Here is a 22,121-nt window from a genome sequence, read left to right as displayed (position 1 = left end):
CAATTCTAAACTTGCCTTACTTTGCCAAATAATTTTTTAAAAGGACAAACTATCATATGAAGGTTTTCAAGTTTGGCGGCGCAAGTTTAGAAAGTGTTGAACGCATTAAGCAAGTAGCACAGATCGTCCAGTCATTTCCGGATGATAAACTCCTGATCGTTATCTCAGCCATGGGTAAAACGACCAATGAACTGGAAAAGGTGGCGCAGAACTTTTACATGCGTAAAAGGGAGATCGCTGCGCAGTTGCTGTACAATGTGGAGCAACACCATATCCAGGTGGCCGAGTCCCTGCTGGGTTCCCGTCAGCATCCGCTTTTCCAGCAACTGCAACAATTCTTCACCGAAGCGGAATGGACGCTGGGCGAAAAACCGATCAGGGCTTATGATTACTACTATGATCAGCTGGTAGGCATGGGCGAACTACTCAGTACCGCTATCGTCAGCGCCTTCTTTAACACCATAGGTTTATCCAATACCTGGGTAGATGTCCGGGACGTGTTCCGTACCGACGATAACTTCCGGGATGCCAATATCGACTGGGCCTTTACCCAGAAACAGGTGACCGAAAAAGTAGTGCCGTTGTTTAATCAGACCAACATCGTGATTGCACAGGGCTTTATCGGCAGCACCGACCAGAACGAAAGCGTGACGCTGGGCCGGGAAGGTTCCGACTACTCCGCCGCCGTATTCGCCAATATGCTCGATGCTGAAAGTCAGACTATCTGGAAAGACGTGGAAGGCCTCAAAAATGCCGACCCTAAACTGTTCCCCAATACCGTCAATATTCCGGAGATCAGCTACGGGGAAGTGATTGAAATGGCTTACTATGGTGCCCAGGTGATTCACCCGAAAACCATCAAACCCTTACAGAACAAACAGATCCCGCTGCTGGTAAAATGTTTCCTCGATAAGAACCTGCCCGGCACCATCATCAAGGAACAGGCAGACACCCGGCAGCTGCCTCCTATCATTGTGCTGAAAAGGAACCAGGTATTGCTGACCCTTACTTCCAAAGACTACGCTTTTATCACAGAAGATAAGATCAGCGATATCTATGAAACTTTCCACCGGCTGAAAGTGAAGATCAACCTGATGCAGAACGGCGCCATCACCTTCTCCTGCTGTATTGACCATAATCCGGAAAAGATTGAGCTGCTGATCAAAGCGTTGCATAACGACTTTAAAATCTCTTACAACGAATCCCTCGAACTGCTGACCGTGCGTTACTACCAGGACGGCCTCCTGGAAGACCTCAGCAACCACCATACGGTGTTGCTGGAACAGCGCTCTCAGGTAACCGTACAACGGCTGCTCAAGAAGTAGGGTTCACGCAAAGGCGCTAAGCAGCAAAGACGCAAAGAATAAATCTTTAAGAATTATAAGAAAGCAAAGGAGCGGAGATCAAATGTGATCTCCGCTCCTTTGTTTTCTCTGTTCGCTTGCATCATCTTTGCGTCTTTGCTGCTTAGCGCCTTTGCGTGATTTCTTTGCGAGAACCAACCGCTTATCCCCGGATTTTAACAACCATACCATTCCCCGTTCCTGAATCAATTCCCTGCTTAATTTTATATTGGTTTCCACTGCTTTGAGATTGGATATGAGCCCCTGCACCCACTGGAAAAAAAATTTTTTGCCCGGAGGTGCAACCTTTTTTCAGACAAGTCGTCTTTAAGATGTTAAATGCGCTATGATATGAAAAAAGTCGCCCTGTTGCTGATTGTTACCTGCTGTATTGCATTGGTTGTGGCCTGTAAGGGCCTGCTGAAAGATATGGCGCCGGTACAGAGCAGTCCGCCAGACATGCTGCCTTTATTTGTGATAACACATGCCAATTGCCCTGGTATTCCACCCACCGCCCAGGTCAATGCCACCGTTAGCCCCGATAATGTGCAGCTGAGGACTGAACCCATTCAAGATGCTGTAAAAACTATATTCGATATATACCGTTCACAAAACCAGATCCGGCAGTAACCAATAGACTGTCTTCCTAATCAACTTGTTGGAATCGCTTCTGAGAAAAATCTAAACGATAGTATGAAAAAGTTCATCGTCGTGCTGGGGATACTCATGTCCGTTATCATGGGTACTTTCGCACAAAAAAATCCTACCGGCACCATCTCCTTTAAAATAACAGACGCCACCGGCAAGCCACTTCCCTTTGCCAGCGTACTTTTGCGCAAGACGCAGGATTCCGCCCAGGTAAAAGGGGAAATGAGCTCCGAATCCGGCGAGGGCCGTTTTGAAAAAATACCCTTCGGACAATACTACCTGCAGGTATCCCAGATGGGCTTTAACACCCATTATGCGGCTAATTTCGCCGTGGATGCCTCCCACAGCACCGTCAGCCTCCCGGCCATCGCCCTGCAACCGCTCTCCAAGAGCCTGCAAACGGTGAATGTGACCGCCACCAAGCCTTTCATCGAAAAAAGCGCCGGCAAAACCGTGCTCAATGTGGAAAGCAGCGTTACCGCCGTGGGCAACAGCGCACTCGACATCCTGAAGAGAGCCCCCGGCGTACAGGTCGACAACAATGAAAATGTGAAAATGAAAGGCCAGACCGTGACCGTAATGATCGATGGGAAACTCACTTACCTCAGCGGTGAAGACCTCACCAACCTGCTGAAAAACACCCCCGGCGAGTCTATCGCACAGATAGAAATTCTGACCAGCCCCTCCGCCAAATACGATGCATCCGGCAATGGCGGTATCATCAACATAAAAACCAAAAAAGGCAAGCTCACGGGCATCAACGGTTCCGTAAATGCAACCCTGTCACAGTCCCGCTACGGCAGCTACAGCGCCAATGGCAACTTCAACTGGCGCACCACCAGATTCAACCTCTTCGGCGATCTCGGCAGAACAGACCGGCCTTTCCAGATCACCCGTAAATACAGCAGAGCGTTCAACGACAAAGGCGTTGTCACCGAACAAACACAGGATATCTTCCAGCGGAACCGATTCCAGCGTAATGCCGCCAAAATCGGACTGGATTATTTCATTAGCGACAAACACACCATCGGTGTATTGGTTAACGGATTTAAGAACCGTTTTAATAACCAGATTTATAGTAAGACCAATTTCATGAACACGCCGGGCGCACTGGCAGATTCCATCGTCAACTCCTACACGACCAACAATAACCACTTCAATAATATCGCCATCAACCTGAACTACAAGGCAGTACTGGATACGGCCGGCCGCGAATACAGTGTGGACGCGGATTATGCCCGCTTCAACGCCGACCGGTCCCTGGTGCTGAACGACAGTATGCTGGACGTAAAAAGCCAACGGGTACGCAATCCCAATGGCATCCGTAACCAGGGTGCCACACAAATCACCATCAAAAGCCTGAAAGGCGATTTCGCCTGGCCGTTGGGCAAAAATGGTAAAGTAGAAGCGGGTTTAAAAGCCAGCCTGGTGACCACTACCAACAGACTGGCCTATGATTCCCTCAAAAACGGCGAATATATCTTTGCGCCCAGCCAAAGCAATGAATTTAAATATCAGGAAGATGTATATGCTGCCTATGCCAGCTATAAAAAACAATTGACGCCTAAAACAAGCATCCAGGGCGGATTGAGGATAGAGAATACCAAATCCGACGGGTATTCCGTAACACTCAAAAGTCAGGTAGTACGTAACTACACCGACTTCTTCCCCAACCTCACCATCGATCAAAAACTGAACGACAACAACAAAATCAGTCTCGCTTACTCCCGCCGTATCGAACGCCCGGAATACAGCCAGCTGAATCCGTTCATGTTCTACCTCGACAGATATACCTTCTTCCGCGGTAACCCTTACCTGCAGCCGCAATACACCAACAATGTGGAGCTGGCGTATACCTTCAAAGACAAATACATCGCTACGCTGGGATACAACCGCACTACTGATGTGATCAACGAATTCCTGTATCAGGACGATAGCGCCAAAACCTCCACCAGCACCCTGATGAACTACAAGAAAAGCCATGTGTACAGCCTCGCGGTGACACTGCCTTTCCAGGTCACCAAATGGTGGATGAGCGACAACAATATGAATGCTGCCTATAACGACTACTTCTTTACCAATAATAAGAACCAGCCGGAAATGACCCACAGCTTTACCTACAGCTTCAACAGCACCAATACCATTACGCTGCCGAAGGACTTTAAGCTGGAAGTAGCCGGTTACTATAATTCACCTTTCGTGTATGCCATCTTCAAAGGATATGCTGAATACAACCTGAACCTGGGCATACAGAAAACCTTCTGGGATAAAAAAGCCACCATCAAATTCAACTACAACAATATCCTGCGGAATGAATCCTACAGAGGTATTGCCCAATACAGCAATCTGGCGCTGCACATCTTCAATACATGGCAATTCAGAACAGCCAGCATCTATTTCAGCTACCGTTTTGGAAACAGTAGCATCAAGGCCGCCCGTGAGAGAAAGACAGGTACCAGTGACGAACAGAAAAGGGCGGGTTAAACAATCATTTTCATCATCTGCTGGATCAGTTGCATCATCGCCGTGGGGTATACCCCCAGTCCTATCAATATCAGTGTCAGCAACATCAGCGTGATATTACCGGCTACAGGCAGCGAGGGTTTGATATAAGTCACCTCCCCTGTAGCCGGTGTTTTAAACATCATGGCAATAATGCGGATATAATAATACAGGCCGATCACACTGTTGATGACCAGCATAAACAACAGGAACCACATGTGTCCGTTCACCCCAGCCATCACGATATAAAATTTCCCGATAAACCCCGCCGTCAGCGGGATCCCTGCCAGAGACAGCAACATGGCTGTGAATACCGTCGCCACCCAGGGATAACGCCAGAACATACCGCGGTAATCGTCTAATGTTTCCGCATCCTGCACACTACTGCTCATCACGATCAACACGCCGAAAGCACCAATGCTGGTAATAAAATAGGCCACCAGATAAAAAGAAATTGCCTCCAGCCCCGTCTGCACACCTGAAAGAAAAGCAACCAGAATGTAGCCCATATGGGCTATTGAAGAATAAGCCAGTATACGTTTTATATTTTGTTGTGTCAACGCCAGCCAGTTGCCCACAAACATAGAAGCCACCGCCACAATCGCCAGCATCCACCATATCATCGAGTAGTCGTTGCCGTGAATATCCACATAAAAGCGAATCAGCACCACCAGCATACCACCTTTGGAGATCGTAGCGATAAAAGCGGATACCGGCAACGGAGCGCCTTCGTAGATATCAGGCGCCCACATGTGGAACGGCACTACTCCCAGTTTGAAACCGATGCCGATCAGCATCATACCAAAGCCCGCCAGCACGGTGACGGGTATATATCCCGCTTGCCGCAACGCTGCGCCGATACCCGGAAAATCCATATGCCCCGTAAAGGCATATACGAGCGCCATACCAAACAACAGGAACGCAGAAGACAAAGCCGCCAGTATCAGGTACTTGATACCCGCCTCGTCTGAGCGTTCACGCGCCCGGAGATAAGCTATCAGTCCATACAAACTGATACTGAGTATCTCCAGACCAAGAAACAAAGACATAAAATGACGGCTCACCACCAATACCAGGGCGCCGGTGGTGGCCAGCGGTAACAACAGGTAATATTCTTCCTTGCGTTCTTCCCGCTCTTCAAAATAGTTGTAGGATAACAGTAAGATGATAAAACCCGATGTCAGTACCAATCCGGTATTGAAGAGTGAAAACTCATCCACTACCAACAGTGGCGGCACCGTATGCGGGATATACAACATCGCCGGTATGATAGCCGTCAGCGCCATCAGGTAGGCCAATAACGAAAAGGCGTACGTAATCCGGTGATTGCGTCTGATAGCAATCAGCAACATGGAAATCACCACGGCGGTGAACAGGGTGATCAATGGCCCGAGGCTTATGAAATCAGCGAACGACATAATCTGTTTTTTGAGAAGTATTCAAAACCGGTTGCGGATGTAATCCCAATAGCAGAATGGCCATCACTAATGCCACAATGATCACCAGCTCCCGTTTGTTGAGGTCCGGTAAAGCATATTGCCGGTCGCCCGGCCCGAAGAACACTTTCTGCATAATACGTAGTGAATAGGCCGTAGCCACCACCAGTCCGATGGCAGCGAAAATAGTGATCCAGCGGTTGGCCTGCCAGCTGCCCAGCAGGATAAGGAATTCCGCTACAAAATTGCCCAGGCCCGGCAGGCCCAGCGACGCCATCACAAATATCATGGCAGCGCTCCCCATCACCGGCATCTTCGACCATAGCCCGCCCATCTCCTGTATGTTGCGGGTATGGATACGTTCGTACAGCGCACCCGCGATGATAAACAAGGCCCCCGTACTGATGCCATGCGCAATCATTTGCATCACTACTCCTTCGTAGGCCAGCACATTGAAAGAAAAAGCACCCACCAGCACAAAGCCCATATGGCTCACACTCGTGTAGGCTATCAGCCGCTTCAGGTCCGTTTGCGCATAAGCCAGCATTCCGCCGTAAATGATGCCCAACACACCCAGGAACATGATCCACGGCGCAAAGTAAACGGATGCCTCCGGAAACAATGGCAATACCAGCCGCAGGATACCATAGGCGCCTGTTTTCAGTAACAGGCCCGCCAGGATGACACTACCCGCTGTTGGCGCTTCGGTATGCGCATCCGGCAACCACGTATGAAAAGGTACTGCCGGCAACTTCACCAGGAACGCAATCAGGAAGCCCAGCATCAGCCAGCGGGCGGTTTCCTGTTGCATAGGTGTATGTAACAGCGAAAAATAATCATACGTATATACGCCGGTGTTAGCGCCATGGATAAAGTACAATGCCAGAATAGCCAGCAACATCAACAGGCCGCCGGCCTGCGTGAAAAGGAAAAACTTATTGGCCGCATATTCCCTGTGCTCGTGTCCCCAGATACCGATCAGGAAATACATCGGTATCAGCATCATCTCCCAGAAAAAATAAAAAAGGAAAAGGTCCATCGTCAGGAACACGCCGGTGATGCCTGCCAGCACAAACAGCAGGTTAAAATGGAAAAAGCCCACACGCTGGTTGATCTCTTTCCATGAGATCAGCACGGCCAGTGCACCGAGGAAAAAGGTAAGTACCAGCATCAGCAACGACAGCCCGTCCATTGCCAGGTTCAGACTGATGCCAAAATGCGGTACCCAGTCTACCTTGTACTGGTATAACCATCGACCACCGGAAGCCGGATGCGTAGCCCATATCTGGCCTGCTATCGCCAGATCTGTCAACAGGCACGCCAGTGCTATATATCTTGACCACAGTGTATTCCGTGCTGCCGCTATCCAGGACAACAGTCCGCCAGCCAACGGAATGGTGATCAGTAACAGGAGAATCATTATTTCAACATTTAGCCGTTAACGTTAGGATACCTCATGCAGTCGCCATATCAATACCGACAAGATGGCCACTGCGCCTAATACCACCCCCATGATATACCATCGGAGGATGCCGCTTTGCGTACGTGCCATCGCGTTATGACACGCTTCCGTCAGCTGCGCCATTCCGGTATATATTTTATCGATCAAATCTTTACGATTGATGTTAGAGAGATACACAAAAGGTTGTACAATCAGGGCATTATAAAGCGCATCCATATCCCAGCCGCGTCGCCAGAAGCCCTGTAACCATACCTGCCCCGGCATGCTGAGAAAATCCACCATGCCCTGTGGCCTTTTCATCACCCATACATAAGCCAGCCATATACCGCCCAGTGCCAATACCGCAGATATCAGCTGCGATAGCCATTCCAGGGCCGTACTTTCCAGCGCCATCTGCACCGTTGGCAACACCGGCGTCAGCCAGTTACTGAACAATGTTACGTGCCCCAGCGTATGCGGCAGTTCTATAAACCCGGCTACAGTAGAGAGTCCTGCAAGGATATACAAGGGCACCATCATCACGGGACCGGGTATATGATGCACGGCCGTTTTGGCCTCCCCATAGAACACGAGAAAAAACATGCGGAAAGTATACATGCCGGTCAACAAAGCCCCCAACACACCTGCCAGCCAGTAAACTTTATGTCCGCCGGCAGCAGCCAGCGACAGCCAGATGATCTGATCTTTGCTGTAGAAGCCTGCTGTCACGAATGGTATCGCCGTCAGCGAAGCGCAACCAATCAGGAATACCCAGAACACACCCGGTAACGTCTTTTTCAGTCCGCCCATTTTAAACATGTCCTGCTCATGATGCAGCGCCACAATCACTGCGCCTGCACTCATAAACAACAAGGCTTTAAAGAAAGCATGTGTCACAAAGTGGAATATGGCTGCCGACCAGGCGCCACAGCCCAGTGCGAGGAACATATATCCGATCTGGCTGATGGTGGAATACGCCAGTACCCTCTTGATGTCTGTTTGCACAAGGGCACTGACACCTGCCATCAGCAGCGTAACCGCGCCGATTACAGCCGTAGCGGTTTGTGCAGCCGGCGATAATTCAAAGATCACATGCATACGGGCTATCAGGTATACGCCGGCTGTCACCATGGTGGCAGCGTGGATCAAGGCGCTGACCGGCGTAGGGCCCGCCATCGCATCGGGCAACCATGTTTGCAGCGGCAGCTGGGCAGACTTGCCTACAGCACCGCCCAACAGCAACAACGCTATGAGCGTCACCATCGGATCACCTTTGGCCCACAATACCGGCGCCTCCTGTAACAGACGCTGGATATTAAGCGTGCCCATATGTTCAAATAAGAGGAACAAAGCGATGGCCATCGCGGTATCTCCTACCCTCGTTACAAGGAATGCTTTACGGGCCGCGTAGTTATTTTCAGGGTCTTTATACCAGAAGCCGATCAACAGGTAGCTGCAAAGCCCCACTCCTTCCCAGCCCAGGTACAACAACAGCAGATTATCTGCCATCACCAGCACCAGCATGGACCCTACAAACAGGTTCATACAGGCGAAAAACCGGCCATAGTCTTCGTCATCATGCATATAACCGGTAGCATATACGTGTATTAAAAAACCGACGATAGTAATCACCAGGGTGAACACCACGGACAAAGCATCCATCCGGAAATCGATGCCTGCAGCGAAGCCCGGCACCTGTATCCATTGCCATACATGTTGTACCAACGGCTCTTTCCCTGCAGCGACCACCGTTGCTGCCACTGCCAGCGCCACTATCGCCGACAGGCCCACGCTACCGCAACCTATAACGGTAACGGCACTACGGCTTACACGTTTCCAGCAAAGCATGAGTATACATGCACTGAGAAAAGGAATGGCAGGTATGAGTGCAGGCAGCATCTGATAACGTTTTAATGGTGATAAGGATTAATTAACCGTTCATCCTGCTGGCTTCATCACTATCCAGCGTACGAAGCTGATGATACAGCTGTAATATCAGCGCCAGTCCAACCGATACTTCCGCGGCAGCCATCGCCAGGATGAACATAAACATCACCTGTCCATCGGCCTGCCCCCAATGGGAGGCAGCTACCACAAAAGCAAGTCCCGCGGCATTGAGCATAATCTCTACCGACAGCAGCATGAAAATGATATTGCGACGGATCAATACGCTGATCAGTCCCAGCACAAACAGGATACCGGCCAATAACAGGCCCGCCGTTGTAGGATGCAGGTTCATGTGTCCAGATTATTTTCAAGAAATCGATGTAAGGTTTTCTTATGTTGCCGTCCCAGATGATAAGCACCTACGATACCCGCCATCAGCAGGATACCGGTCAGCTCTACTGCGATCAGATATGGACCGAATAAGGCCATACCTACCTGTTTGGGTGGCACCACCTGGATACCGGCCGCCGGTTGTTTGTTTTGCAGGATCAGGTACAGCAGTTCCCCCAGCAGCACCACGCAAAATATCCCCGGTACCAGCCATATCCGTGGCCGCAGCCAGGCTTTCTCATGCTCTGCTGTCTCCAGTCCCAGGTTCAGCATCATTACAAAAAAGATGATGAGCACCATGATGGCGCCGGCATAAATGATGATCTCCAGCACCGCCATAAACGGCGCGCCATAGGTATACAATACCACGGCCACCGCCAGCAATGATACCACGAGGTATAACAGCGCGTGCATGATATTGTAACAGGTGATGACCCTCACAGTGGCCGCCACGGCTATCAGCGCAGCAACGATAAATGCGATGTCCATAACACTTCTGATTTATGGTAACAGGCTTTTAATATCTACCGGTGGTTCTTCCTGTTCTGCTTCTCCCTTATCTTTATTCTTAATGGCAAGTCCTGCCACTTTGTAATAGTTATATCCCGGATACTTACCCTGGCTGGGTATCAGCAGATCATGTTTTTCATACACCAGGTTCTGCCGATTGTATTCGGCCATTTCAAAATCGGGCAACAGCTGAATAGCGTAAGTAGGACAAGCTTCCTCGCAGAAGCCGCAAAAGATGCAGCGGGAGAAATTAATCCGGAAAAACTCCGGGTATCGCCGTCCATGTTCATCTTCCGTGGCCTGCAGCGAGATGCAGTCTACCGGACATGCTGCTGCACAGAGATAACAGCCTACACAGCGTTCCTCTCCGTCGGGGTCGCGCGTGAGCGCGATGCGGCCTCTCCACCGTGCCGGCAGGGGCGCCTTCTGTTCAGGATACTGATAGGTGTCCCGCTTATGAAACATGTGCAGAAACACCAGCCACATACTACGCAATAGACTAAACATACATGTTGGTATTTGATATTTAGATATTTAGATATTTAGATATTTAGATATTTAGTTACTTAGTTACTAACCAGAGTTTGATGGCTGCCGTCACCAGCAGGTTCAGCAACGACAAAGGGAACAGTACTTTCCAGCCATATTCCATCAGCTGGTCATACCGCGGCCGTGGCATGGAAGCCCGCAGCAGGATGAACAACGAGATGAAAGCAAACGTTTTGATGGCGAACCAGACAACAGGCGGAAGAAATGATGGTCCCAGCCAGCCTCCGAAATACAGTGTCACCACCATGGCGGAGATGAGTGTAACACCCAGGTATTCGCCGATGAAAAACATACCGAACTTCATTCCGGAATACTCTGAGTGGAAACCGGCTACCAGCTCACTTTCTGCTTCAGGGATATCAAATGGCAACCGGTGTGTTTCCGCAACGCCTGCCACCATGAAGATGAGGAAGCCCAGCAACTGCGGAATCACAAACCAGACAGTACGTTGCGACTCGACGATCTGTTGCAGGTTAAAACTACCACTGAGCACCACGACGCCCATCAATGCCAGTCCCATGAACACTTCATAGCTGATCATCTGCGAAGCGCCTCTCATAGCGCCCAGCAGGGCGTATTTGTTGTTGGAGGCCCAGCCTCCCAGCACAATGCTGTATACCCCTAAAGAGGACATGGCCAGAAAAAAGAGGATACCGATGTTCAGGTCGGCCACGACTATGCCCGGTGCAAACGGCACGATCACAAAACTCATCAGCACACTGGCTACCACAACGGCGGGTGCAAATACAAACACCACTTTGTCCGCGAAGGGCGGAATCCAGTCTTCTTTAAAAAACAGTTTCAGGGTGTCTGCCAACACAATAAACAGTCCGAAGGGGCCTGCCCTGTTGGGACCGTAACGGTCCTGCCAGAGGGCGAGCATCCTGCGTTCCAGCCATATGAGTCCTGCGGCTGTGTTCAACAGTACAAAGAGTACTCCTCCAATAATCCACCAGGCGTTTATCATAGCTTTAAATTTTGACCAGCTGCGGTGCTTCCGCCACCTGCATATGCGGCAGCCCTACCGGAATACCGGCGGCTCCTTTTTGCAGGGTATCGTTGATGACGACAGGCAGCGCATACTGGTGTCCGTTATCCATAAAATAAAGCAGATGTCCGGCTGCCACCTGAAAACGGCGCGCGTCCTCACTGTGCAGCATGATGTAGGGAGCAGGCATCCGCTGGGCAATACCCGGCGTATGGATGCTCAACTCCTCCGAGCCGAAAATATGGTAGAGCGGTACCAGCAACAGGTGTCCTCCCACCGGTATAAACGGGTCGGGTATATTGGTATAAAATTTCGTTGGACCGTTTGGGTTAGGTTCCAAGAGGCGTTTGCCCGGATTGCCGCCGTGCAGGGGACCACCAGTCTCCACCTGGTATTTGTTGACCGACTGTACCGAGTTCCATCCCGGCGCCCAGAAGAACGGGATCACGGAAGAAGGTGGTTCGCCGCGGTATCCTTCCATGGTGAACGACAGTGCGGTATCTCCATCTTCCGCCGGCTTAGGCTCACTCACATTCACATTGGCCTGCATAGCGGTGCGGCCACTATAGCGATGTGGCTCACGCGGTATCTTCTGTCCGGCGATCCTGAAATCAGCCGGCGGCGTGAGGGTATCGATACCTATGAACACCGGATATTTGGCGGCGATGGCTTTCAGCAGATCGTCATAGTGCAACAGCGAGCGGAGGTGCGTATGGCCGCAAATATCCCCCAGTTGCAACAGCCAGCGCCAGCTTTCCTGTATGGCTCCCTGCGGGTTAAATACCTGGAGGAAGCGCTGCGCGCGGCCTTCATTATTGACCAGCGTGCCATCAGCTTCCGCAAAAGTGCCCACAGGCAACACGATGTTGGCTCTTTCAGTAGTAGCATTGTGCAAATGGTCCAGCACGATAACTTCTTTGCAATGCCCGAAGAACTGGTTGGCCGTATGCAGGTCCAGCCGGCGGTATAAATCATTTTCAAGTATCAGCACTGTTTCCGCGCTACCGTTCAGCACCGCGTCCACAGCTGATTCCAGCCGAAGCCCTCCCAGCATTTCCAGTCCCATGCTGTTACATTCCGGCACTGTAAAAGAGAGCATGGCATCAGCGCCTTGCTGCTTCAGGGCCCAGGCCAGGTTGGCTGCGGCCCTGATCACCTGTTCACTTCCGCCTCCATAGCCGGCTATTACCAGCGGTCTCTTCGCCCCCCTGAGCGCAGCAGCGATGGTAGCAGCGGCCTGTTTCCCTTCATCAGACATACCGGTCACTTCCGGCAAGGTACCGTCCAACAGGTGACTAACAGCAAAGGCTATACGCGCAATATTATCAGGCGCGGTATGATAAGCACCGGTAGCCACTTCATCAAGTTTGGTTTCTACTACATGGAGAATAAAGAGCGGTCCTTTGTTTTCCTGTACCGCCTCACGTACCGCAGCATCCTGCCATGCGGGCATATGAATACTGCTGATGGCATGGTCCACCGGCATACGGCGCACCGCCTGGCGTACAGACAGCGCCAGCATCGGCGCGGTGTTGGTAAGGTCTTCTCCCAGTATCACAACTGCGTCAGCAGCGGCTGCCTCCTGCATAGAGGCTGCACGCACCGGACCTTCTTTTAGTAACTTCAGCATCAACCGGATCAACTCATGTTCTATCTCCCCGATACCCAGATAAAAGTTGTTCTCTCCTACCAGCTCCTTCAACACATAATTCGATTCCACAGAAGCCCGCGGAGAGCCAATACCAATCACCTTTCCCGGCTTCATGCGGTTGCGCACGTGTTGCAGCACAGGCAGGCCATTGGCTTTATCATCCGGAGCATGTACCACCAACGGTTCCCGGATACGGTCTTTGCTGTTGACGAACTCATAGCCATAGCGGCCCCTGTCACACAGGAAATAACCGTTTACCGCCCCGTTGTAGCGGTTGGTGATCTGCCGCAGGGAACCATAACGTTCGCCTGCAATAATGTTACATCCTAATCCACACCCCTGACAGATAGACGGCGCCGTGGTCAGGTCCCATTTACGGGTATAATGCTGTTTGAGTGTTTTATCGGTGAATACGCCGGTAGGACAGACTTCCACCAGATTGCCACTGAATTCATTTTCCAGCGTGCCGTCCTGCTGACGGCCAAAATAAACGTGGTTATGTGCCGCAAAGACATCGAGGTCTTTCCCGCCGGCAAAGTCTTTATAGAAACGCACGCAGCGATAACACTGGATGCAGCGGTTCATTTCATGATTGATGAAAGGTCCCAGATGCTGATTACGATAGGTCCTCTTAGAGAAATGATAATCGCGGTAAGCGTGGCCGGTCATGACGGTCATATCCTGCAAATGACAGGAACCACCTTCATCGCATACCGCACAATCGTGGGGGTGGTTGGTCATCAGCCAGCCGATGACATGGCCGCGGAAAGCCACCGCATCACTATCGTTGACGGATAAACGCATGCCGTCTTTCACCGGCTCCATACAGGCCATCATCAGTTTACCGCGGGTATCCTGTTCATCTTTAAAGATTTTGACAGCGCACTGCCGGCAGGCCCCTACCGAGCCGAGGGCCGGGTGCCAGCAGAAGTAAGGCAGGTTGAGGCCGAGCGACAAACATGCTTCCAGCAGGTTTTTGCCTTCCTTCACCTCATACGGAATATTATCAATGTTGATGATGGGCATACGGACATTTTTTTTCTTTGATATGTTGTTCAAAATCTTCCCTGAAATATTTCAGGGCACTCTGCAGCGGCTCCATGGCCCCTGGTGCGAGGGCGCAGAACGTGTTGCCCGGCCCCAGCAGTCTGGCATGCCTTTCCAGCAGTTCCAGATCTGCCGGTTCGCCGGTACCGTTTTCCAGCGACCATAATATTTTTTCCGTCCACGGCAGTCCCTCCCGACAGGGAGTACAGAAGCCGCAGGACTCCTGTGCAAAAAAATGTTCAAGGTTGTGCACAAAACCGACGGGACACGTATGGTCGTCGAGTACGACCATCGTGCCGGTACCCAGCCTGCTGCCTGCAGCAGCCACACCAGCAAAGTCCATCTTCACATCCAGGTGGGCATCAGTCAGAAAATCAGTGGACGCGCCACCTGGCAAGGCCCCGCGAAAGCGATAGCCGTTCCGCATACCGCCGGCATGTTCTTCCAATAGTTCGCGCATAGTAATACCCATTGGGAGCTCCCATGCACCGGGTTTATTGACCCTGCCACTGACGCCATAAATTTTCGTACCTCCGTCGGCTGTATAGCTCAGGGATTTAAACCATGCTTCGCCATTATTGACGATATGGGAAATCCAGCTGAGGGTTTCTACATTATTAACGATAGTAGGTTTTCCGAATAGTCCGCTTACCTGCGGAAATGGCGGCTTGGCGCGAGGGGTAGCGCGTTTGCCTTCTAGTGAATTGAGCAGCGCGGTTTCTTCTCCGCACATATACCTGCCCACACCGGTATGCAGCTGCATCTCCAGGCTGAAAGTGCTGCCAAGGATGTTTTTCCCAAGGTATCCCGCCGTATAGGCGTCGGCGATAGCGCGGCGCATTTCGCGGGCTGCATCTTTGTAGGCCCAGCGCAGGAATACAAACGCATCGGTAGCCTGAATGGCATAGGCCGCGAGGACCATACCTTCCAACAGCTGATGCGGGTTGCCTTCCAGCAGCCAACGATCTTTAAAAGTGCCCGGCTCCATTTCATCCGCATTCGCAATCAGGTATTTAGGTCCCGGCACATCCATCGGCACGAAGCTCCATTTCACGCCCGTGGCAAAACCGGCACCACCGCGGCCCTTCAGGTTGGCATCTTTGATCAGCGTGCTGACCTGCGCCGGCTCCATGTCACGCAGGGCTTTGCGCAGGGCGGAATAACCACCCACTGCCTCGTACTCCCGGAGATGCAGGGCAGCGCCGTTATCAGGAATATGTTGTGTGAGTGGTCTTTCCATTGTATATAAGGTTGGGTTAGTGATATTTTTCCAGTATTTGTTCCAGATCTCCCGGTTTGATATCGCGGTACAGATCGTCGTCTATCATCAGCGCCGGCGCATGGTCGCAGGTACCCAGGCAGGCATTGGGCAGCAGGGTAAAACGCTCGTCGGTTGTGGTCTGCCCATACCCGATCAGCAATATTTCGTTTAACCGCTGCCGTAATACCGTATATCCCATCACGTAACAGCTGATACTGTCGCACAACAGGATCACATGGCGACCTACCGGCTGGCGGAAGATGAGGTTGTAAAAAGTTGCCACGCTATCTACCTCCGCGGTGCTCATCTCCAGTATCGCAGCAATATCCGCCACACTTTCATCTGATATCCAGCGCCGCTCCTGCTGCACAATCTTAAGCGCTTCAATACAGGCGGCCTTTTTGACGGGCACCTGTTGAAGCTCGTGGGTGATTTTTTCTATTTCGATAGCAGACAACATATCATTTACGGATTTTGATATTTTGATATTTTGATATTTTGTTGCGAGGCCATGGTGTCATTTTTAAAGGATATCTCAATAACTCAATAATCAAATAACCAAATAACCCAATGGCTACATATCACCGGTCTATGTCCGCCAGCACATAATCCATTCCTCCCAGTATTGACAACAGATCGGCTACCGTATATCCTTTGCTGATGAGCGGTATCATCTGCATATGGGGGAATGACGGGGTGCGGATGCGGGTACGATAGGAAGCAGTATTCCCGTCGCTGATAAGGTAGTAGCTGTTCCACCCTTTGGTGGCTTCGGTACATACCATGGCTTCTCCCGGCGGAATAACCGGTCCCCAGCTGACGTTGAGAAAATGGTGTATGAGCGTTTCGATGTCGTGCATGGTGTGTTGTTTCACTGGCGGGGTAGCCAGCGGGTGGTGCGATTTAAAATCGCCGGCAGGCATATACTCCAGGCATTGTTGTACAATGCGGAGGCTCTGTCGCATTTCTTCCACCCGTACTACCGCGCGGTCGTAACAATCACCATTATGGGCGACCGGGATCTCGAAAGCAAAGTTCTCGTAGCCGCCATAGGGCCTTTTCTTGCGCAGGTCCCATTCAAGGCCGCAGGCACGCAGCCCGGGCCCTGTAACGCCCCACTCTATGGCTTCTTCCAATGTATAAATACCAATACCTTTGGTGCGTACCTTAAACAGATAATTTTTCATCACCATTTTATCGTACTCCCGCAGTTTGCGCGGGAAGTACTCCACGAAATTTTTGACCAGCGTATCCCATCCTTTGGGCAGGTCCTGTGCCACTCCGCCGATGCGGAACCAGTTGGGATGCATGCGGCCGCCGCAGATGGCTTCGATGATCTCAAATACCCGTTCCCTGTCGGTGAACATGTAGAATACGGGCGACAGCTGGCCGAGGTCCTGTGCAAAAGTGCCATACCATACCAGGTGGCTGGCGATGCGGAACAGTTCGCAAAGCATGATGCGGATCACCTGTGCTCTCAGCGGCACTTCAATACCGGCCAGCTTTTCCACGGCCAGCAGGTAAGCCAGGTTGTTATTGACACCGCCGAGGTAGTCAATACGATCGGTATAAGGGATATAGGTATGCCATGACTGCCGTTCACCCATTTTCTCTGCGCCGCGGTGATGGAAGCCGATATCCGGTACCGCATCGATGATGTTTTCACCATCCAGTTGCAGGATAATGCGTAACACGCCGTGCGTGCCCGGGTGTTGGGGACCGATGTTGAGGAACATAAAGTCGGCATCGTCGCTATGGCGCTTCAGGCCCCATTCTTCGGGACTGAACTGCAAAGCGTGCTGTTCGCGGTCTACTTTTTCATCGAAGAGTTTAAAAGGCCCCATTTCAGTGGCGCGGGCAGGATGTTCCTTGCGGAGCGGATGTCCCTGCCAGGTACGGGGCATGAGAATACGTTGCAGATGCGGGTGGCCGTTGAACCGGATGCCGAACATATCGAATACTTCCCTTTCGTACCAGTTGGCAGCGGGCCATAGGTGGGTAATGGTGTCCTGGGAAGGGAATTCGCCGTGGAGGCCAACTTTCAGGCGTAAGAACTGATTTCTGTCAAAGGAGAAGAGGGTATATACCAGCGTGAAATCATATGGCTTGTGGCCGTTCTGCTCTTTTTTGTACGCACGCTCATCAATGGCCGTCAGGTCATAGAGCATACGAAAGGGCATTTTGATTTCGTGTTTGAGGTATTGTAGTATGGCCACAATCTTCTCCTGTGGCGTCCTGAGGGTGGGCGTCTCATCCCGTGTAGTGAGTGGCGTGATGCTATCATCGCCGAAACGGGAGCTTAATTCCGCTACAATGCTCTCTGGCATGGCGTATTAAGTTTGACTGTGAAGGACAGGATTATTGTTGATTCGTTACTGCTTAAGTATTATTCATATAACCATTACTGTTAGTAAACATTTTATATTTCGTCCGGTGTTTTAAACTGCGTCATTTGTTGTCTGTGATCGTGTAACCGTTCCCGTTGTGAAGTTTTTTCCGGGCGTATCACGCCCTGGTCACCGATGACCCAGCTGAGCGGCCGTTGTTCTTTGCCTACGCTGTCGCGCAGCAGGAGCAGTCCCTGCATGAAAGCATCGGGGCGTGGCGGGCATCCGGGCACATATACATCTACGGGGAGGAATTTATCCACGCCCTGCACCACGCTATAGATGTCGTACATGCCGCCGGAATTAGCGCAGGAGCCCATGGAGATGACCCAGCGGGGTTCCATCATTTGTTCATAGAGACGTTTGATGACAGGCGCCATTTTGATGAATACGGTACCTGCGATGATCATCACATCCGCTTCACGGGGCGTGCCGCGGATCACTTCCGCGCCGAAACGGGCGAGATCGTATTTGGGGGTCATGGCCGTGGCCATTTCCACGAAACAACAGGAAAGGCCGAAGTGAAAGGGCCACATGGAGTTCTGCCGTCCCCAGCCGAGGAGGCGTTCTACGCTGGAGAACAACACACTTTGTTGCACCACGTCTTCCATGGAGGTGTTGCCAGCTATTTTACCAGCGGGATCCCCGGCTTTTGTTAACCACCATTTCATATCATGCAGGTGTTACTGTTGAACAATGAGCACGGAGCATACGGTGTTACATCATGGCCTGTTGCTGTTGAAGCGGCGTAAAAGCATCGTTGTGTGCCTGGCTTTCCTTTTTACGTTTCTTGTATGCGCGTAAAATCTTCCGGCCATCCGGACCGAAGTCCAGCGCACCATTCCGCCACTCGTATATCAATACGGCCAGTAGTATGAGAATAAATACAGATACGCCTGCGAAGCCTACCCATCCCACTTCCTGGTAGGCGATGGCCCAGGAAATGATCAGTACTGTTTCTATGTCAAAAATGACAAACAACATCGCTATCAGGTAGAATTGAGAAGGGAAGCGAAGTCGTGCAGAGCCCGTGGAAACTATACCGGATTCATATGCTTCTCCGGTAGCACGGTCTTTATGCCGTTGCCCAAGTACATAAGACAGCCCCAGTATGAGACTAACGAGTATCAATACTATGCCGCCATATGCTACAAATGGCCAAACAGGGATGGTATCATTAACAGCGCTTTGCAAGGTGTTCGCCCTCCCGAGCGATTGACTTTAAAGTTCCGTTTATTACCAATCTTTTGAGTCTGCTTTTGAAGAATCGTGTCTTTAATCAAAACCGTTTTGGGGTAGGAAGAAAATATCGTTTCATAGTTAGTTATCATAACGTCAGAAACCTCATAACGGTATAGGCTATATGCTAATTTGAAATTACAATTAATCCGGCAATAAAACAAAAATGTTTTCCCTGCATCAGGTATGCGTGCCGGTAATATAACATTCAAGACTGGTAATGATATGGCGCTGATCGTCTATTATAAATTTCACCACGTCTCCAATGGAAATAAGGCCTATCAGTCTTCCCTGCTCATCGGTAACAGGCAGATGACGAATACGTTTGTCGGTCATCTTTACCATACAGTCTTCGATAGAGTCGTCTTCTGTAACAGTAATAGGACGCTCTGTCATGATTTCACGGATCAGTGTTTCCTTGGAAGCACGACCTTTTAAAATAACTCTGCGGGCATAATCCCGTTCTGAAAAAATCCCGAGGAACCTGTCATTTTCGTCTACTACAGTGAGCGCGCCCACATTGCGATCAACCAACATTTGCAGGGCTTCAAAAACGGTGTTATCCGGGCGGATAGAGTAAACTGCATGACCCTTGCCCTGCAGGATATTACGTACTTTTCCCATGGCAAGCCTGTTTTAGAAAGTTAAGAAATATGAAAAACCTGGTTTACCTAAGTTAAGCAATTTAACCGGTAAAATCAAGCCTCAATTCAAACTGCCCTGTGGTCCCCGATTCCGGCGCGAATGATGAAATATGCCCGCATTCCCGCCCCAGTCACAGGACTGAAGCCCTGGGCTACGATGAGATCCAGGCTGTTTTCATGAAAAGGATGCAATATTGGACAACGATGTTGTTTAGTTTCAATGAAAAACCCCGGACTGTTGGTTAGTCCGGGGTCCTACATAACGATATTGTATACTGTTAATACAATGTTTCGGTTCCTTTTACCACAGCGGGCTTGTCCTGGTGTAAATCCAGTACAACGATCTCATTATTGCCTTTCTTCAGCCACGAAGCAGGGCAATACAAGCGATGCTGCGGGCCTATTTCCCAATAGCGGCCCAGATTGTGCCCGTTTACCCACACCAACCCTTTTTTCCATGCAGATACATCGATATAGGTATCGCCGGTTTGCGTCAGGTTGAAAGTGCCTTTGAAAAACTGTCCTGGCTTGCCGGCATTTCCGGACGAAGCAGTAAGGCCGGTCACCTCTTTATCTGTCAGCGGCAAACCATATACGTCCCAGTTCATCAGCGTCATACCGTTGAGCGTAACCCGCTCTGTGATGCCTTTTCGGTCGATGATCGCATCCGCAAAGTTAATGCGGCCCATTCCCTCCACCAGCACTTCCAGTACAGGGTTGGCCACGTCGGTTTTAGGCAGCTCTATTGACTTCTCTCCCAGCCTGCGATCTATTTTACCAACGTATTGTCCATTGAGGAACACCGTTGCATAATCGTGCAGGTCCCTGATCACCAGTTTTCCGCTTTTGTGGCCGATGAGCGTAGTTTTATAGAGCATAAAGCCATAGTCCTGGCCATACGCCTCAAATGGGCGGGGCTGTACATCGTGCACTGCCTGCGGAAGATGGTCCCACAGACTGGTGAACGGTGTCAATGTCACGTCCGGAAAGCTGATTACCGGAATAGGCGCCGGTACTGGCGGTAATTTTTTGCCTTTAGGGAGATAGGAAGCCAGTAACCGGCGCAATGCCTCGTATTTGGGCGTAGCGTTCCCCTGCTCGTTAATGGGCGCATCATAATCGTAACTGGTCACATCCGGCTCGTAGCCTTTGCCGCCGGAGTTGGCGCCGGCAGTATATCCGAAATTGGTACCCCCATGGACCACATACAGATTGAACGAGCGTCTGGTGTCCATGAGAAACTTCACCTCCTTCACGATGCCTTCCACACCCGGCCGCTGCCAGGCTTCGCCCCAATGCGTCAGCCAACCAGGATAAGATTCACTGCTGAAGGCAGGCACATTCGGGTTTTGATTTCTGGCTGCTGCGAAGTCGGCCTCGGAGCCACCGGAATCCAGGCCGATAGCGGCGCCATCTACGGTACCGGCTTCCAGCATAAAGGCAGTGGGACCGTCAGCGGTATAAAAAGGGATGTCGATGCCATTTTTCACCCACAGGTCTTTCAGTGCATGGAGATAGTTTTTGTCATTGCCGTAGCTGCCGTATTCATTTTCGATCTGCATCATCACCACCGGACCACCATGAGTTACCAGCAACGGTTTCACTTCCGCGGCAAGCTTCGTTACATAGCGGGTTACCGCTTCCATATAGCGCGGGTCCATACAGCGTACTTTGATATCAGGTGTCTGCAACAGATAGGGAGGCAGTCCGCCAAATTCCCATTCGGCGCATACATACGGACCGGGGCGCAGTATCACCCACATGCCTTCCTCCCGGGCTATGCGGATAAACTCCGCGATATTATGATTACCCGTGCTGAAATCGAACTGTCCTTTTACCTGTTCATGGTAGTTCCAGAACACGTAGGCAGCAATCGTGTTACAGCCCATGGCTTTGGTCATTTTGATGCGGTGACGCCAGTATTCCTGCGGAATACGCGCCGGATGCATTTCTCCGCTGATCATCTGAAATGGTTTACCATCCAGCAGGAACTCAGATTTGCTGAGCGCGAAAGTGTGTTTTTGTTGTGCAGAGACGGCCTGTCCCAGGCAGCAGGACAAAGCCAGTGCGAGTATTGTCTTTTTCATTGTTCACTTGTGATATGAATTACGAATGGAGGGCCCTCCTATCAGAAGGGTTACTAAATAACCTTTCCAAAGCGGGCCCTCCATTCGTAATTCGTAATTCGTATTTCGTAA

Annotated in this window: 18 protein-coding genes; 3 read left to right on the top strand and 15 right to left on the bottom strand. The window is 50.9% G+C overall.

Annotated features, from left to right (window positions below):
- Nucleotides 1–56 precede the first annotated feature (56 nt).
- The 3 genes from ICL55_RS22660 to ICL55_RS22650 all read left to right on the top strand — a co-directional run bounded on the left by ICL55_RS22660 (nucleotide 57) and on the right by ICL55_RS22650 (nucleotide 4,475).
- Nucleotides 57–1,325 carry an aspartate kinase gene (locus ICL55_RS22660; RefSeq protein ID WP_188101633.1) on the top strand — a complete coding sequence of 423 codons (1,269 nt, stop codon included), beginning with the start codon at nucleotides 57–59 and terminating at the stop codon, nucleotides 1,323–1,325.
- A 369-nt stretch (nucleotides 1,326–1,694) separates the two neighbouring features.
- Nucleotides 1,695–1,973, top strand: a complete 279-nt coding sequence (locus tag ICL55_RS22655) for a hypothetical protein (protein ID WP_188101632.1) — start codon at nucleotides 1,695–1,697, stop codon at nucleotides 1,971–1,973.
- Nucleotides 1,974–2,036: 63 nt separating this feature from the next.
- Complete coding sequence (locus ICL55_RS22650) at nucleotides 2,037–4,475, top strand: TonB-dependent receptor domain-containing protein (RefSeq protein ID WP_188101630.1); 2,439 nt, start codon at nucleotides 2,037–2,039, stop codon at nucleotides 4,473–4,475.
- On the opposite strand, the gene ICL55_RS22645 is transcribed toward ICL55_RS22650, so the two are convergent.
- The 15 genes from ICL55_RS22645 to ICL55_RS22575 form a co-directional block, all read right to left on the bottom strand.
- The gene (locus tag ICL55_RS22645) at nucleotides 4,472–5,911 is read right to left on the bottom strand and encodes an NADH-quinone oxidoreductase subunit N (protein ID WP_188101628.1); all 1,440 of its coding nucleotides are present in this window, start codon (nucleotides 5,909–5,911) and stop codon (nucleotides 4,472–4,474) included. The two genes, ICL55_RS22650 and ICL55_RS22645, sit on opposite strands and share 4 nt — an antisense overlap.
- On the bottom strand, nucleotides 5,898–7,349 hold the full coding sequence (gene nuoM, locus ICL55_RS22640) for an NADH-quinone oxidoreductase subunit M (RefSeq protein WP_188101626.1): 1,452 nt from the start codon (nucleotides 7,347–7,349) through the stop codon (nucleotides 5,898–5,900). Before nuoM ends, ICL55_RS22645 begins: the two co-directional genes overlap by 14 nt.
- 24 nt (nucleotides 7,350–7,373) lie before the next feature.
- Nucleotides 7,374–9,269, bottom strand: a complete 1,896-nt coding sequence (nuoL, locus tag ICL55_RS22635; protein WP_188101624.1) for an NADH-quinone oxidoreductase subunit L — start codon at nucleotides 9,267–9,269, stop codon at nucleotides 7,374–7,376.
- A 31-nt stretch (nucleotides 9,270–9,300) separates the two neighbouring features.
- Nucleotides 9,301–9,609, bottom strand: a complete 309-nt coding sequence (gene nuoK / locus ICL55_RS22630) for an NADH-quinone oxidoreductase subunit NuoK (protein ID WP_078670908.1) — start codon at nucleotides 9,607–9,609, stop codon at nucleotides 9,301–9,303.
- Complete coding sequence (gene nuoJ, locus ICL55_RS22625) at nucleotides 9,606–10,136, bottom strand: NADH-quinone oxidoreductase subunit J (protein ID WP_188101622.1); 531 nt, start codon at nucleotides 10,134–10,136, stop codon at nucleotides 9,606–9,608. Before nuoJ ends, nuoK begins: the two co-directional genes overlap by 4 nt.
- Before the next feature lie 12 nt (nucleotides 10,137–10,148).
- Nucleotides 10,149–10,664: an NADH-quinone oxidoreductase subunit NuoI gene (gene nuoI / locus ICL55_RS22620; protein ID WP_188101620.1), complete on the bottom strand. Its 516-nt coding sequence runs from the start codon at nucleotides 10,662–10,664 to the stop codon at nucleotides 10,149–10,151.
- Between the two features lie 55 nt (nucleotides 10,665–10,719).
- Entirely contained in the window at nucleotides 10,720–11,673 is a 954-nt protein-coding gene (gene nuoH / locus ICL55_RS22615) for an NADH-quinone oxidoreductase subunit NuoH (protein WP_169225299.1), read from the bottom strand.
- Nucleotides 11,674–11,677: 4 nt separating this feature from the next.
- Nucleotides 11,678–14,371 (bottom strand): NADH-quinone oxidoreductase subunit NuoG, encoded by a 2,694-nt coding sequence (gene nuoG / locus ICL55_RS22610; protein ID WP_188101617.1) that lies wholly within the window; start codon nucleotides 14,369–14,371, stop codon nucleotides 11,678–11,680.
- A complete protein-coding gene (gene nuoF, locus ICL55_RS22605) occupies nucleotides 14,352–15,632 on the bottom strand; it encodes an NADH-quinone oxidoreductase subunit NuoF (protein WP_188101615.1) in 1,281 nt (426 codons plus the stop codon). The genes nuoG and nuoF overlap by 20 nt, the downstream gene beginning before the upstream one ends.
- Before the next feature lie 16 nt (nucleotides 15,633–15,648).
- Nucleotides 15,649–16,113 carry an NADH-quinone oxidoreductase subunit NuoE gene (gene nuoE, locus ICL55_RS22600; protein ID WP_188101613.1) on the bottom strand — a complete coding sequence of 155 codons (465 nt, stop codon included), beginning with the start codon at nucleotides 16,111–16,113 and terminating at the stop codon, nucleotides 15,649–15,651.
- A gap of 121 nt (nucleotides 16,114–16,234) precedes the next feature.
- Nucleotides 16,235–17,980 carry an NADH-quinone oxidoreductase subunit C/D gene (nuoC, locus tag ICL55_RS22595; RefSeq protein ID WP_188101611.1) on the bottom strand — a complete coding sequence of 582 codons (1,746 nt, stop codon included), beginning with the start codon at nucleotides 17,978–17,980 and terminating at the stop codon, nucleotides 16,235–16,237.
- Between the two features lie 92 nt (nucleotides 17,981–18,072).
- Nucleotides 18,073–18,711 (bottom strand): NADH-quinone oxidoreductase subunit B, encoded by a 639-nt coding sequence (locus ICL55_RS22590; protein ID WP_168868955.1) that lies wholly within the window; start codon nucleotides 18,709–18,711, stop codon nucleotides 18,073–18,075.
- A 46-nt stretch (nucleotides 18,712–18,757) separates the two neighbouring features.
- Nucleotides 18,758–19,234 carry an NADH-quinone oxidoreductase subunit A gene (locus ICL55_RS22585; protein ID WP_223151551.1) on the bottom strand — a complete coding sequence of 159 codons (477 nt, stop codon included), beginning with the start codon at nucleotides 19,232–19,234 and terminating at the stop codon, nucleotides 18,758–18,760.
- Nucleotides 19,235–19,459: 225 nt separating this feature from the next.
- Nucleotides 19,460–19,903 carry a CBS domain-containing protein gene (locus tag ICL55_RS22580; protein WP_188101609.1) on the bottom strand — a complete coding sequence of 148 codons (444 nt, stop codon included), beginning with the start codon at nucleotides 19,901–19,903 and terminating at the stop codon, nucleotides 19,460–19,462.
- A gap of 298 nt (nucleotides 19,904–20,201) precedes the next feature.
- Entirely contained in the window at nucleotides 20,202–22,010 is a 1,809-nt protein-coding gene (locus ICL55_RS22575; RefSeq protein WP_188101607.1) for a glycoside hydrolase family 35 protein, read from the bottom strand.
- Nucleotides 22,011–22,121: the final 111 nt, after the last annotated feature.

This window comes from Chitinophaga varians (assembly GCF_014529945.1).
Classification (GTDB): domain Bacteria; phylum Bacteroidota; class Bacteroidia; order Chitinophagales; family Chitinophagaceae; genus Chitinophaga; species Chitinophaga varians.
The sequence above is the reverse complement of the archived record's forward strand: the minus strand, read 5'-3'. Positions and strand labels throughout refer to the sequence as shown.